This is a genomic window from Accumulibacter sp. (genome assembly GCF_029255145.1).
In the GTDB taxonomy this organism is placed as follows: domain Bacteria; phylum Pseudomonadota; class Gammaproteobacteria; order Burkholderiales; family Rhodocyclaceae; genus Accumulibacter.
In genome coordinates this window covers 1-13,427 of record NZ_JAPUVQ010000094.1, presented here as the reverse complement: position 1 = coordinate 13,427, position 13,427 = coordinate 1, and the positions used below count along the sequence as shown (strand labels likewise).

Annotated in this window: 15 protein-coding genes; 13 read left to right on the top strand and 2 right to left on the bottom strand. The window is 65.9% G+C overall.

Annotated features, from left to right (window positions below):
* Positions 1-35: 35 nt before the first annotated feature.
* A complete protein-coding gene (locus Q1L50_RS09205) occupies positions 36-449 on the bottom strand; it encodes a hypothetical protein (protein WP_300337770.1) in 414 nt (137 codons plus the stop codon).
* A 226-nt stretch (positions 450-675) separates the two neighbouring features.
* Complete coding sequence (locus tag Q1L50_RS09200) at positions 676-1,290, bottom strand: hypothetical protein (protein WP_300337768.1); 615 nt, start codon at positions 1,288-1,290, stop codon at positions 676-678.
* A gap of 777 nt (positions 1,291-2,067) precedes the next feature.
* Here Q1L50_RS09200 and urtA point away from each other — a divergent pair.
* The 13 genes from urtA (at position 2,068) to Q1L50_RS09135 (ending at position 13,344) form a co-directional block, all read left to right on the top strand.
* Positions 2,068-3,336, top strand: coding sequence for an urea ABC transporter substrate-binding protein (gene urtA / locus Q1L50_RS09195; RefSeq protein ID WP_300337767.1), 1,269 nt, complete (start codon positions 2,068-2,070; stop codon positions 3,334-3,336).
* 86 nt (positions 3,337-3,422) lie between these two features.
* Positions 3,423-5,021: an urea ABC transporter permease subunit UrtB gene (gene urtB, locus Q1L50_RS09190; RefSeq protein ID WP_300337766.1), complete on the top strand. Its 1,599-nt coding sequence runs from the start codon at positions 3,423-3,425 to the stop codon at positions 5,019-5,021.
* Between the two features lie 19 nt (positions 5,022-5,040).
* Complete coding sequence (gene urtC / locus Q1L50_RS09185; RefSeq protein ID WP_300337764.1) at positions 5,041-6,234, top strand: urea ABC transporter permease subunit UrtC; 1,194 nt, start codon at positions 5,041-5,043, stop codon at positions 6,232-6,234.
* Entirely contained in the window at positions 6,231-7,079 is an 849-nt protein-coding gene (urtD, locus tag Q1L50_RS09180) for an urea ABC transporter ATP-binding protein UrtD (RefSeq protein ID WP_300337763.1), read from the top strand. Before urtC ends, urtD begins: the two co-directional genes overlap by 4 nt.
* A 7-nt stretch (positions 7,080-7,086) precedes the next feature.
* Positions 7,087-7,779, top strand: coding sequence for an urea ABC transporter ATP-binding subunit UrtE (gene urtE, locus Q1L50_RS09175; protein ID WP_300337762.1), 693 nt, complete (start codon positions 7,087-7,089; stop codon positions 7,777-7,779).
* Entirely contained in the window at positions 7,776-8,669 is an 894-nt protein-coding gene (locus Q1L50_RS09170) for an urease accessory protein UreD (protein WP_300337760.1), read from the top strand. Before urtE ends, Q1L50_RS09170 begins: the two co-directional genes overlap by 4 nt.
* Positions 8,670-8,691: 22 nt before the next feature.
* Positions 8,692-8,994 (top strand): urease subunit gamma, encoded by a 303-nt coding sequence (locus Q1L50_RS09165; RefSeq protein ID WP_300337759.1) that lies wholly within the window; start codon positions 8,692-8,694, stop codon positions 8,992-8,994.
* A gap of 10 nt (positions 8,995-9,004) precedes the next feature.
* The gene (locus Q1L50_RS09160; RefSeq protein ID WP_300337757.1) at positions 9,005-9,313 is read left to right on the top strand and encodes an urease subunit beta; all 309 of its coding nucleotides are present in this window, start codon (positions 9,005-9,007) and stop codon (positions 9,311-9,313) included.
* A gap of 10 nt (positions 9,314-9,323) precedes the next feature.
* Complete coding sequence (gene ureC / locus Q1L50_RS09155) at positions 9,324-11,048, top strand: urease subunit alpha (RefSeq protein ID WP_300337755.1); 1,725 nt, start codon at positions 9,324-9,326, stop codon at positions 11,046-11,048.
* 7 nt (positions 11,049-11,055) lie between these two features.
* Complete coding sequence (gene ureE / locus Q1L50_RS09150) at positions 11,056-11,616, top strand: urease accessory protein UreE (RefSeq protein ID WP_300337753.1); 561 nt, start codon at positions 11,056-11,058, stop codon at positions 11,614-11,616.
* Between the two features lie 20 nt (positions 11,617-11,636).
* Positions 11,637-12,308 carry an urease accessory protein UreF gene (locus Q1L50_RS09145; RefSeq protein WP_300337751.1) on the top strand — a complete coding sequence of 224 codons (672 nt, stop codon included), beginning with the start codon at positions 11,637-11,639 and terminating at the stop codon, positions 12,306-12,308.
* Between the two features lie 17 nt (positions 12,309-12,325).
* Positions 12,326-12,961, top strand: a complete 636-nt coding sequence (gene ureG / locus Q1L50_RS09140; protein ID WP_300337749.1) for an urease accessory protein UreG — start codon at positions 12,326-12,328, stop codon at positions 12,959-12,961.
* A 218-nt stretch (positions 12,962-13,179) separates the two neighbouring features.
* Positions 13,180-13,344: a hypothetical protein gene (locus Q1L50_RS09135; protein WP_300337747.1), complete on the top strand. Its 165-nt coding sequence runs from the start codon at positions 13,180-13,182 to the stop codon at positions 13,342-13,344.
* Positions 13,345-13,427 lie beyond the last annotated feature (83 nt).

Here is a 13,427-nt window from a genome sequence, read left to right as displayed (position 1 = left end):
ATCAAAAGATTCACGACAGTCGTTGGCGACCAGCCTCACTCCTTGAGCGTGCCTTCGAACCAGTACTGTCGGCGCGTATTCCAGTACCACCGCTCCTTGGTCCAGACAAAGGTCGCGGCCGCCGTATCGCCCTTGACAACGCCTTTCCACACTATCTTTCCGTGCGTCGGGCTTAGCGTGATCGCTTCGAAGTGAATGGCATCATCGACCAGCTGCGCCGAATATTCCCCGCTGCCGAAGTTGTACGGGGCGCAGGAAAGCGATGTGAATCGCCCATCCTTGAAGACGATTTCCTCGTCTTGATTCGGGTCGAGCGGCTGCCCCTGCTCGCCGTTCTTGCCGCTGAAAGCCTTGCCGTCCAGGACGTGCGAGGGTTGTGCCGCCACGGGTTGAGCGAGCAGGCAACAGACGAGTGCGATGAAGGCGTGGCCCTGTGTTCGAGTTGCCATGTCAAGTCTCCCGGTGTGTGCCAGAGCGCGCGCTTGCGGTACTCACCGCCGGCAGCTCGCAAGCCGCGACGGCAAGGACAATTGCCGGCACTCCACCGAGTCAGTCGCGAGAACTGGCGGCATCGGTAGGCGGTCTGCCGCGACGAGTGCCGGCTGGATATCAGTAGAGACCCCATTGACGGACAGGAAGTTCACGGGCAGCACCGATCGCCGGCCGACCGTTCGCTCAGCAGGGCCGGTCGTCGGCCATCCGCGAGAATCCGAAACCGCCGCCGGCGCCTGGCGCGATGCAGATCGTGACGCCCAGCGAGCGCGCCGCGCGGGCGATGTCCGGCGGGAAAGCGGCGAAGGGGATGGCGCGCTCGACGACCGATTTGATGAAGGCGATTTCCTCCTGCTGGTCGCCGGCGTTGAGCACCTTGAACGATTTCAGGCTGCCGTCGGGATTGATCCGGAACTGCACCGACGCCAGGTGCACGCCTCTGCTTCTGGGGTCGTTGCGGACGAAAGCGGCGCTGCGGTTGAGTCGCTTGACGACGCCGTCCACGTAGAAGTCGAGGCTGAAGGGTTCAGGAGGCGCTGTGTTCGGCCGCCGTTCGAGCATCGCCGTGCCTTCCTGGTCCTGCCGGGTCTGCTGCCGGCTCTGCTCGCGGGCCATGGCCAGCGCGCGTTGCGCCAGGCTGGGCCTGGCTGCCGCTTTGGCCTCCGCGTCCAGGTCGTCGAGAAAATGCTTCATATCGTTCTTTTCGGCCGTGAACCACTGCGGCTTGTCGGGGACTGGCGCGGCCTGCGACTCTGGAACGGTGATCACGCGCGGCGGCAGTTGTGGCGTGCTCGGCATGACCGCCGGTCTTGCTGGCGGCTTTGCTTTGGCCGGCGCGCGCTTGGGTGGAGTGGACGGAGTCGGCGGAACAGCTGGAGCGGGCGGAGCCGGTCGTTTCGGCGGAGTCGGCGGACGCGGCGTGCTTGGTCGCACTGCCACCTGCGGGGCGGGTGACAGGGTGGCTTCGAAGCGGGACGACATCGCCTGCGGGCTTGGTGCTTCCTTCTCGGGAAAGAACAGGACCATGGCGTGCACCAGCAGCGAAGCGGCGAAGGCCCAGGCCAGGGTGCGCGTTCGGGCCGGGGGTCCGGGGTGAAGATCGATAGCGAGCGTTCCTGGCGGCCGGCCAGGGGAAGTTGGATGATGCATTTTCGCCAAGGTGGTCTTCCGGGCAAGGCCATCTCACCTGGCAGAGCGCTGTCGTCCGGGGGCACCGCCAAGTGCTGCGGCTGCGCGGCTTTGGGCGGAGTGTATGTGGCGCCGGCAGTCGCCGTCAATCGGCCAAATGCCTGGCGGCGGGACGAAGGGGTCGTCGCCAGGCGCCCGTGCGTAACCACTCTGCGATCATGGTATGGCACCGGCGGCGCGGCATTCCTCCATTCTGGTGCTCGGCCGGACGGCGCGCTCCGCTTTGGTGCGTGATGACTCGTCCCTGCGCCCCGCGAGCGTGCGCAATCGCGGGCAGCAACCATCACGGTGGTGTTCTGGTGCCGTTTTCGGATGCTGGCACGGCTATTGCTTGATCTCCTTCGCTGGAAAATTTTTCCCGGTTCTTAACCTTCGAGGAGCAAACAGATGCTACGTCGCAATTTCGTGAAGACTGTCTCAGCCGTCGCCGTCACGGCGGCCTTGGGGCTGGGCTCGTTCAACGCGCTGGCCGCCGAGACGATCAAGGTCGGTATCCTGCATTCGCTTTCCGGGACCATGGCGATTTCCGAGACGGCGCTCAAGGAAACCGTTCTGATGGCCATCGCCGAGATCAACAGCAAGGGCGGCGTGCTCGGCAAGCAGCTCGAACCGGTGGTCGTCGACCCGGCGTCCAACTGGCCGCTGTTCGCCGAGAAGGCCCGGCAGCTGCTGAGCCAGGACAAGGTGGCGGTGACTTTCGGCTGCTGGACGTCGGTGTCGCGCAAGTCGGTGCTGCCGGTGTTCAAGGAACTCAACGGCCTGCTGTTCTACCCGGTCCAGTACGAAGGCGAGGAACTCGAGTACAACGTTTTCTACACCGGCGCGGCGCCAAACCAGCAGGCGATCCCGGCCGTCGAGTACCTGATGAGCAAGGACGGCGGTTCGGCCAAGCGCTTCGTGCTGCTCGGTACCGACTACGTCTATCCGCGCACGACCAACAAGATCCTGCGCGCTTTCCTGAAGTCCAAGGGCGTCGCCGACGCCGACATCATGGAGGAGTACACGCCTTTCGGTCATAGCGATTACCAGACGATCATCGCCAAGATCAAGAAGTTCTCCAGTGAAGGCAAGCGCACGGCGGTGATCTCGACCATCAACGGCGACTCGAACGTGCCGTTCTACAAGGAACTCGGCAACGCCGGCATCAAGGCCACCGAAGTGCCGGTGGTCGCTTTCTCGGTCGGCGAGGAAGAGCTGCGCGGCGTCGATACCAAGCCGCTGGTCGGCCATCTGGCGGCGTGGAACTACTTCATGACCCTGAAGAACCCGGTCAACGACGGCTTCACCAAGGCCTACCGTGCCTGGGCGGTCAAGCAGGGCCTGCCGAACGCCGACAAGACGGTGACCAACGACCCGATGGAAGCCACCTACATCGGCGTGTACATGTGGAAGCAGGCGGTCGAGAAGGCCAAGTCGACCAACGTCGACAAGGTCATCGCGGCGATGGCCGGGCAGACCTTCAAGGCGCCGAATGGCTTCACGATCAAGATGGACGAGAAGAACCATCACCTGCACAAGCCGGTGTTCATCGGCGAGATCCGCGCCGACGGACAGTTCGACGTCGTCTGGAAGACGCCTGGCCCGATCAAGGCGGCACCGTGGAGCCCGTACATCCCGGGTAACGACAAGAAGAAGGGCGAGCCGGAAGGCAAGTGAACGTCGTTCGCTGACTTGAGTAGCTGAGGGAACGGGTGGCGCGCAGCGTGGGTTGACGCCGCCCTGTTCCCCATCGTGGAGAAAGCATGCGCACCATTGGATGGATCGTTTTCGCCTGGCTGTCGAGCATCTCGTGCGTGCATGCCGAGATCGACCCGGCGCTGCTCAAGCCGCTGGCGTCCGACGGCAACGACGCCAAGATCGCGGCCATTGCGGCGCTGGCCGAAGGCGCGCAAGGCGAGGCGCTGCCGGTACTCAAGGCGCTGGCCAACGCCTCGCTGGCGCTGGCCGGCGAACGCGTGGTGATCGTCGACGGCGACCGGGTCATCGACGCCGCCAGCAACACCGAGCTCACGCCGGCGCCGGCGGTGACCGAGTCGATCGGGATCAACAACCGCGTGCGTCGCGAACTGGCTGCGGCGCTGGCTTCGCTGCGCCTTTTCTCGGCGGACCGCGCGATCCGCTGGGCGGCAGCGCAGGAACTGGCGCTGAGCGCCGACGCCGAGATGCTGCCGCTGCTCGACAAGGCGCTGGCGGCGGAGACCGACCCCGAGATCACGGTGCGCCTGCAACTGGCGCGCGCCCAGGGAAGTCTCGGGTCAAGCGACGCGGTCGTTCGGCTTGAGGCCGTCCGTCTGCTCGGCGAAAGCAGCGATCCCAACACCAGGCAGTTGCTGATGCCGCTGACCGAGAAGAACGGCGACAGCTGGATCGAGCCTGACAGCGCCGTGCGCGCCGCCGCCGGCACGTCGATCCGGGCGATCGAAAAACGCCTGGCTTTTGCCGAAAACGTCGGGCGCGCGTTCACCGGCGTCTCGCTGGCGTCGATCCTGCTGCTGGCGGCGCTGGGCCTGGCGATCACCTACGGCGTGATGGGAGTGATCAACATGGCGCACGGTGAGCTGCTGATGGTCGGCGCCTACTCGGCGTGGGCGATGCAGGGCGTTTTCCAGGCGCACTTTCCGAATGTTCTCGACTGGTATCTGCTGGCCGCGATCCCGGTCGGTTTTCTGGCGGCGGCGCTGGTCGGCGTGCTGATGGAGCGCGTCGTCATCCGTCACCTCTACGGCCGGCCGCTGGAAACGCTGCTCGCCACCTGGGGGATCTCGCTGTTCCTGATCCAGGTCGCGCGCACCGTTTTCGGTGCCCAGAACGTCGAGGTCGCCAACCCGGTGTGGATGGCCGGCGGCATCGAGGTGCTACCGAACCTGCTGCTGCCGTGGAACCGGATCATCATCGTCGGCTTTTCGCTCGCCGTGCTGGCCGCCATGTGGGCGATCCTGAACCTTTCGCGAATGGGCATGTTCGTCCGCGCGGTGACCCAGAACCGGCCGATGGCCGGTTGCGTCGGCGTCCCGACCGGGCGCATCGACACTCTCGCTTTCGGCCTTGGCGCCGGCATCGCCGGCCTCGGTGGCGTGGCGCTGTCGCAGATCGCCAACGTCGGCCCGGACATGGGGCAGGGCTACATCGTCGATTCGTTCATGGTCGTCGTTCTCGGCGGCGTCGGGCAGCTCGCCGGCGCGGTCTGGGCGGCGCTCGGCCTCGGCGTGCTGACCAAGTTCCTGGAGGGCTGGACCGGCGCCGTGGTCGCCAAGATCGTCGTCCTGGTGATCATCATCATCTTCATCCAGAAGCGTCCGCAGGGCTTGTTTGCCCTCAAGGGCCGCTTCGTCGAGTCGTGACCTCGTGACCGGAGCATCGATGAGTTCTTCACCTGCACGTACGCCCTTCATCGTCCGTCTCGGGCGCAGCTTCGACGCGCGCAGTTGGCTGCTGGTCGGGCTGTTTGCCGCCTTTGCGCTGGTTGCCGTGCCGGTGCTGCACCTGTTGCTGCCGCCAGACAACCCGCTGCACCTGTCGACCTACTTCATCACCCTGACCGGCAAGATCCTCTGCTACGCGATCGTCGCCGTGGCGATGGACCTGATCTGGGGCTACGGCGGCATCCTCTCGCTCGGCCACGGCCTGTTCTTCGCGCTCGGCGGCTACACCTTCGGGATGTACCTGATGCGCGAGATCGGCCGCGACGGCAGCTACCAGAGCGACCTGCCCGATTTCATGGTCTTCCTCGACTGGAAGGAGCTGCCATGGTTCTGGACCGGCAGCGACCACTTCCTGTGGGTGGTACTGCTGGTGCTGGTGGTGCCGGCGCTGATTGCCTTCGTTTTCGGCTACTTCGCTTTCCGCTCGCGGATCAAGGGCGTCTATTTCTCGATCATCACCCAGGCCCTGACCTACGCGGCGATGCTGCTCTTCTTCCGCAACGAGACGGGTTTTGGCGGCAACAACGGATTCACCGACTTCAAGCGCATTCTCGGCTATTCGATCACCGCACCGGAAACGCGGGTGGTGCTCTTCGGCCTGTCGGCGCTGGCGCTGATCGGCACGCTGCTGCTGGCGCGCTTCCTGGTGACCTCGAAGTTCGGCCGCATCCTGACGGCGATCCGCGACGCCGAGTCGCGGGTGATGTTCATCGGCTACAACCCGCTGTGGTACAAGCTCTTCGTGTGGACCCTGTCGGCGATGCTGTGCGCCATCGCCGGCGCGCTCTACGTGCCGCAGGTGGGGATCATCAATCCGTCCGAAATGGCCGTCGCCAATTCGATCGAGATCGCCATCTGGGTCGCCGTCGGCGGCCGCGGCACGCTGATCGGCGCGGTCATCGGCGCCTTCATCGTCAACCTTGCCAAGAGCTGGTTCACCGTCAGCTTCCCGGAATACTGGCTGTTCTTCCTCGGTACCCTGTTCATCGTGTCGACGCTGTGGCTGCCGCAGGGGGTCGTCGGGTTGTACCGGCGGTTGCGCTCCACGATCGGCCAACGCCAGCGCGGACCACAGCAGCAGTCGGTGGCAAGCGCCGAGCCGGCGCCAGCGGCGAAAGGAGCCCGCGCATGAACGCTGCCGACCTGCCGCCGGGCGAGAGCCCGAACGACAATCCGGACTGGGACAGTGGCACCGCCGAGCTTGGGCACCTGCTCAAGCCGGGCCAGCTCGATCTGTCGCACAAGGTCGTCCTCTATCTCGAGGACATCACCGTCAGCTTCGACGGCTTCCGCGCGCTGAACAAGCTGTCGCTGGCGATCGACGCCGGCGAACTGCGCTGCATCATCGGGCCGAACGGCGCCGGCAAGACGACGATGATGGACGTCATCACCGGCAAGACCCGGCCCGACGAGGGACGTGCATTTTTCGGCCAGACGCTCGACCTGACGCGCCTCTCCGAACCAGAGATCGCGCACGCCGGCATCGGCCGCAAGTTCCAGAAACCGACCATCTTCGAGAACCACACCGTTTTCGAGAACCTCGAACTGGCGATGAAGACCGACAAGCGGGTCTGGCGCAGCCTCCGGGCGCTGCTCGATTCGGCGGCGACCGACCGCATCGCCGAGACGCTGCAGACCATTCGCCTCACCGCGCACGCTGACCGCCCGGCCGGCCTGCTCTCGCATGGCCAGAAGCAATGGCTGGAGATCGGCATGCTGCTGATGCAGGAGTCGAGGCTGCTGTTGCTCGACGAACCGGTCGCCGGGATGACCGACGAAGAAACCGAACGGACCGGCGAGCTGTTCCTGTCGCTGGCCGGCAAGCATTCGCTGGTCGTCGTCGAGCACGACATGGCCTTCGTCAAGCAGCTTGGTGGTCTGGTCACTGTCCTGCACGAAGGCAGCGTACTCGCCGAGGGCGCGCTGGAGGAAGTGCAGGCCGACCCGCGCGTCATTGAAGTCTACCTGGGACGTTGACACGACGATGTTGAACGTAAACGAGTTGAACCAGTACTACGGCGGCAGCCACATCCTGCGCAACCTCAGCTTCAGCGCCGAAGCCGGCAAGGTGACGGCGATTCTCGGACGCAACGGCGTTGGCAAGTCGACCTTGCTCAAGTCGTTGATGGGGATGCTGCCGACCAGGGGCGGCAGCATCGAGTTCGCCGGCCGCGACCTGACGCGCAGCGCGTCGCACCAGCGCGTTCGTGCCGGCATCGGCTACGTGCCGCAGGGACGCGAGATCTTTCCGCGCCTGACGGTGCACGAGAATCTGCTGATGGGGCTGGCGAGCTGTCCCCGCAGCACGCCGATCCCGGAGCGGATCTTCGAGATGTTCCCGGTCCTGCGGCAGATGCTGCGCCGCCGCGGCGGCGATCTTTCGGGCGGCCAGCAACAGCAGCTGGCAATCGGGCGGGCGCTGGCGATGGGTCCCAAACTGCTGATCCTCGACGAACCGACCGAAGGCATCCAGCCGTCGATCATCAAGGACATCGAGCGCGCCATCCGGGCGCTGGCGCAGAGTGGCGAAATGGCCATTCTGCTGGTCGAGCAGTACTATGATTTCGCCCGCTCGCTCGCCGATCAGTATCTGGTGATGGAGCGCGGCGAGATCATCATGCGCGGACGAGGCGAAAACATGGAAAGTGACGGGGTCCTGGCAGCCCTTGCCGTTTGATTGCAGCGCCGCATGCGACGGGGCGCGGTGGAGCGCCTTCGGGTCGGCAGGCGCTTGAGGAAGCCGCCCGGCCGGGCTGGCAGGCGCGGCTGGCGCTCGGTTTCGAGCGCCGTGGCGAGAAAAGCACGCTGGTCCGGTGCGCACACTACGGCCCGCTGCGGGTGCAGAAAGCGCTCTACCCGGAAGGCCATGACGTTTGCCACGCGATCCTCCTGCACCCGCCGGGTGGGGTCGCTGGCGGCGACACGCTGGAGATTTCGGTGGCCGCCGCGGCGCGCTCCCGTGCATTGTTGACCACGCCGGGTGCCGGCAAGTGGTATCGTTCGGGCGGCCGGCAAGCTCGGCAGTGCTTGAGCGTGCGGGTCGGCGAGGGTGCGCTGGTCGAGTGGCTGCCGCAGGAGACGATCGTCTTCGACGGCGCCGAGGCCCGGATGCAAACCCGCGTCGAGCTCGCTGCCGGCGCCCTGTTCTGCGGCTGGGATATTCTCTGCCTGGGGCGAACGGCTGCCGGCGAACATTTCAGCCGCGGCCGGCTGGAGCTGGCGACGCGGATCGAAAAGGAAGGGCGGCCGCTGTGGATCGAACGCGCGCAGCTGCTCGGCGGGTCGTCCTGGCTTGCCGCGCCGGCGGGGCTGGCCGGCCGGCCGGTCAGCGCGACGCTGCTGCTCGCCGGCCGGCCGGTCGAGCGCGACTGGCTGGCTGCCTGCCGTGCGCTGCCGGCGGCCGAGGGCCTGCTGACCGGGGTGACCGCGCTGCCCGATCTGCTGGTCGCGCGCTGTCTGGCGCCAGGAGCCGAGCTGGCGCGGGCGTGGCTGAACGAAGTCTGGCAGCAGCTGCGCCCGCTGGCGCTCGGCAAGCCGGCCGTTTGGCCACGGATCTGGAGTACCTGAATAGTTGGCATGGGGAAGGCGCATGGAACTGACACCGAGAGAAAAGGACAAGCTGCTGGTCTTCACCGCCGCGCTGCTCGCCGAGCGGCGCAAGGCGCGTGGCGTCAAGCTCAACTACCCGGAAGCGGTGGCGCTGATCAGCGCGGCGATCATCGAAGGCGCCCGCGACGGGCGGACGGTAGCCGAGTTGATGAGCTACGGGACGACCGTCCTGACCCGTGACGAGGTCATGGAAGGGGTGCCGGAGATGATCCACGATATCCAGGTGGAAGCGACCTTTCCCGACGGTACCAAGCTGGTTACCGTCCATCACCCGATTATCTGAGGAGGGCGCGATGATTCCCGGAGAAATGCACGTCGACCCCGGCGAGATCGAACTCAACGCCGGCCGCGAGACGGTCACCTTGAGCGTGGCCAATACCGGCGACCGGCCGATCCAGGTCGGTTCGCACTATCACTTTGCCGAAACCAATGCCGCGCTGGTCTTCGATCGGGCGGCGGCGCTTGGCTTCCGCCTCGATATCGCCGCCGGAACCGCGGTACGCTTCGAACCCGGGCAGACGCGCAGCGTGCAACTGGTGGCGCTGGCCGGCGGGCGCAAGGTCTACGGTTTCAACGGCCTGGTGATGGGACCACTCGAATGAGCGTCAGAGCATGAGCGTCAAGATCTCCCGGCAAGCCTACGCCGAGATGTTCGGCCCGACCGTCGGTGACCGGCTGCGGCTGGCCGACACCGAGCTGTGGATCGCGGTCGAGGCCGATTTCACCGTTTACGGCGACGAGGTCAAGTTCGGCGGTGGCAAGGTCATCCGCGACGGCATGGGACAGAGCCAGGAGCCCGCCGCCGCAGTCGCCGATACGGTGATCACCAACGCGCTGATCGTCGACCACTGGGGAATCGTCAAGGCCGACATCGGCATCAAGGGCGGGCGGATTGCCGGTATCGGCAAGGCCGGCAACCCGGACATCCAGCCGGGCGTCAGCATCGTGATCGGCGGTAGCACCGAGATCATCGCCGGCGAAGGGATGATCGTCACCGCTGGCGGCATCGACAGCCACATCCATTTCATCTGCCCGCAGCAGATCGACGAAGCGCTGATGTCGGGGATCACTACCATGCTCGGCGGCGGCACCGGGCCGGCGACCGGCACCTATGCCACCACCTGCACGCCGGGGCCGTGGCACATCCAGCGCATGCTCGAAGCGGCCGAAGCGTTTCCGATGAACCTCGGCTTTTTCGCCAAGGGAAACGTTTCGCTGCCGGAGGCGCTGCGCGAACAGGTTCGCGCCGGCGCCATCGGCCTCAAGCTGCACGAGGACTGGGGGACCACCCCGGCGGCGATCGACAACTGCCTGTCGGTCGCCGACGAGATGGACGTGCAGGTGGCGATCCACACCGATACGCTCAACGAATCCGGCTTCGTCGAAACGACGCTGGCCGCTTTCAAGGGCCGCGCGATCCACACTTTCCATACCGAAGGCGCCGGTGGCGGGCACGCACCCGATATCCTGCGCGCGGTCGGCGAGGCCAACGTCCTGCCGTCGTCGACCAACCCGACGCGGCCCTACACCGTCAACACCATCGACGAGCATCTCGACATGCTGATGGTTTGTCACCACCTCGACCCGGCGATCGCCGAAGACGTCGCCTTTGCCGAAAGCCGCATCCGCCGCGAGACGATCGCCGCCGAGGACATCCTGCACGACCTCGGCGCGCTGTCGATGATGTCGTCGGATTCGCAGGCGATGGGCCGGGTCGGCGAAGTGATCATCCGCACCTGGCAGACCGCGCACAAGATGAAGGTGCAGCGCGGCCATCTGCCGGCGCCGGCGGCGACCGCCGGACCGCAAGCGGGCGACAACGATAATTTCCGCGTCAAGCGCTATCTCGCCAAGTACACCATCAACCCGGCGATCACGCACGGGATCAGCGATCTGGTCGGCTCGATAGCGGTCGGCAAGCTCGCCGATCTGGTGCTGTGGAAGCCGGCGTTCTTCGGCGTCAAGCCGACGCTGATCGTCAAGGGCGGGATGATCGCCGCGGCCGCAATGGGCGACGCCAATGCCTCGATCCCGACGCCGCAACCGGTGCACTATCGGCCGATGTTCGGTGCTTTCGGCAAGGCGCTGCGGACTTCCGTCACATTTGTTTCGCAGGCGGCGCTGGATAATCCCGAGGTCGCTGCACTGCAATTGAGCAAACCCCTGGTTGCCGTGCGCCAGACGCGCCAGCTCCGCAAGTCGGACATGGTGCACAATGACGCGACGCCGAAGATCGACGTCGACCCTGAAACCTATGCCGTTCGCGCCGATGGCGAGCTGCTGGCCTGCGAACCGGCCAGTGTCCTGCCGATGGCGCAGCGTTACTTCCTGTTCTGAGCCGAGCATGCTTTTCGCCGAATCCTTCGCCGATGACCAGACCCCCGCCAGCGATGGCCCGGTGCTCCGCCTGGTGCTGCCTTACGACGCCCGGCGCAAGAGCCGCCAGCGGGTGATCCTGGTCAGCGGCGAGGAACTGGGCTATGTCCTGCCGTCGGGCACCGTGCTGCGTCAGGGTGACCGCCTGTTGACCGGCAACGGGCTGGTGGTCGCGGTCGAGGCGGCCGCCGAAATGTTGCTTGAAATTCGATCTGGCGATCTACTGCAGCTGGCACGCGCCGCCTACCATCTCGGCAACCGGCACGTTCCGGTGCAACTCGGTGAAGGCTTTCTGCGCTTGCAGCCGGACCACGTCCTGGCCGAGATGCTGGTCGGCCTGGGTTGCGAGGTCAGCGAGGTCGAGGCACCGTTTGACCCCGAGGGCGGCGCCTACGGCACTGCGGCGCACGGCGATGCGCATGCCGCCGGTCATGGCTACCGGCAGCCACACAGCGCCGAGGCTGTTGAAGCGCATCATCCCGGGCACGGACCGCATCGTACGTCGCCGAAGATCCACGAGTTCAAGTGAGCAGGTGATCTGGCGAGCACGTGAACCTTGTCCTGCCGCGTCTCCTGCAACTGGCCAGCCCGGCACTGCCGGTCGGCGCCTACTCCTATTCGCAAGGGCTGGAGTGGGCGGTCGAGAGCGGCCTGGTGCGCGATCAGGGCAGCGCGCAGGAGTGGGTCACCGGTCTGCTGGAGGAGGGTCTGGGCCGCTTCGAAGCACCGCTTCTCGCCTCGCTGCAGCGCGCGTGGGCTGCCTTTGCGCATCGCGAGGTGGAGCGTCTGAACGCCGATTTCCTGGCCAGTCGCGAGTCGTCGGAGCTGCGCGCCGAGACGGTGCAGATGGGCTATTCGCTGCGCCGCCTGTGGCACGAGCTTGCCGACTTCCCGGTGCCGCCCGAATTCGACGCGCTGCCTGAAGTCTCTTTTCCGGCCGGCTGGGCGCTCGCCGCCGCAGCCTGGGAAATCCCGGTGCGCGATTCGCTGACCGCGTACCTGTGGTCGTGGTGCGAAAACCAGGTGATGGCAGCGCTCAAGGCGGTGCCGCTCGGGCAGGCCGCCGGGCAGCGGATGCTGCTGGCGCTCGGCAGTCGCGTCCCGACCGTCGTCGAGCAGGCGCTCGATCTGCCCGAGGAACGCTGGAGCAACTTCTGCCCCGGGCTGGCGCTGGCCTGCAGCCGCCACGAAACGCAATATTCGAGACTCTTCCGATCATGACACCAAGCGATCCCCGAATGACCCGCCGTCCCGCCCTGCGCATCGGCATCGGTGGCCCGGTCGGCTCCGGCAAGACGGCGCTGACCCTGGCCCTGTGCCTGGCGCTGCGCGAGCGCTACAGCCTGGGCGTGGTGACCAATGACATTTACACTGCTGAAGACGCCAAGTTTCTGGTCCGGCACGCGGCGCTGCCGCAGGAGCGCATTCTCGGCGTCGAGACCGGCGGTTGCCCGCACACCGCGATCCGCGAGGACGCCTCGATCAACCTCGAAGCCGTCGCCCGCCTGACCACCGCCTTCCCGGACATCGAGATCGTTCTGGTCGAATCCGGCGGCGACAACCTGGCGGCGACTTTCAGCCCCGAACTCTCGGACCTGACGCTGTACGTGATCGACGTCGCCGCCGGCGAAAAGATCCCGCGCAAGGGCGGTCCGGGGATCACCCGGTCGGACCTGCTGGTGATCAACAAGACCGACCTCGCACCGATGGTCGGTGCCTCGCTGGAGGTGATGGACAGGGACAGCCGCCGCATGCGCGGCGAGCGGCCGTTTGTCTTCAGCAACATGAAGACCGGCGAGGGGCTGCCCGAGATCATTGCCTTCATCGAGTCGCAGGGCTTGCTGGCCGATGCCGGCAGCGGGTCGGGAGCCTGATCCAGAATGGGGACGGATCATGGTTGGTCTGAACGTGCGCTTCTGCCAACAGCTGAGGTCAGGGCTGCGAACGCGAACGCTGCTTGACAAGCAAGCCCCGTCCTTCCATGCTGGCGCGCTGGCGTTGCCAGCCGCCGGCACGCGTTGCGCGTGGTGCGCCCCTGCCGGGTCTGGTGTCAGCGGTAACGCCCCCGAGACCAGCGATGCGAGGAGACAAAATGAAGCTGCATTCCCTGCTCTTGCCGCTGTTGCGCAAGTCCCTGACCGTCCTCGCTGCCGCTGGTCTGGCATTCGCCGCCGCCGCGGAGACCAAATGGGACATGCCGACGCCGTATCCGGTGAACAACTTCAGATTTCCTGATCCCGGCCGGGAATGTAGGTAGAATTCCGGAATTGCGAGTAGCACTTTATTTCGAAGGCCATAATTTTCGTATGGCATAGACCAAGCGTCGCTAGGAGTGCAAGG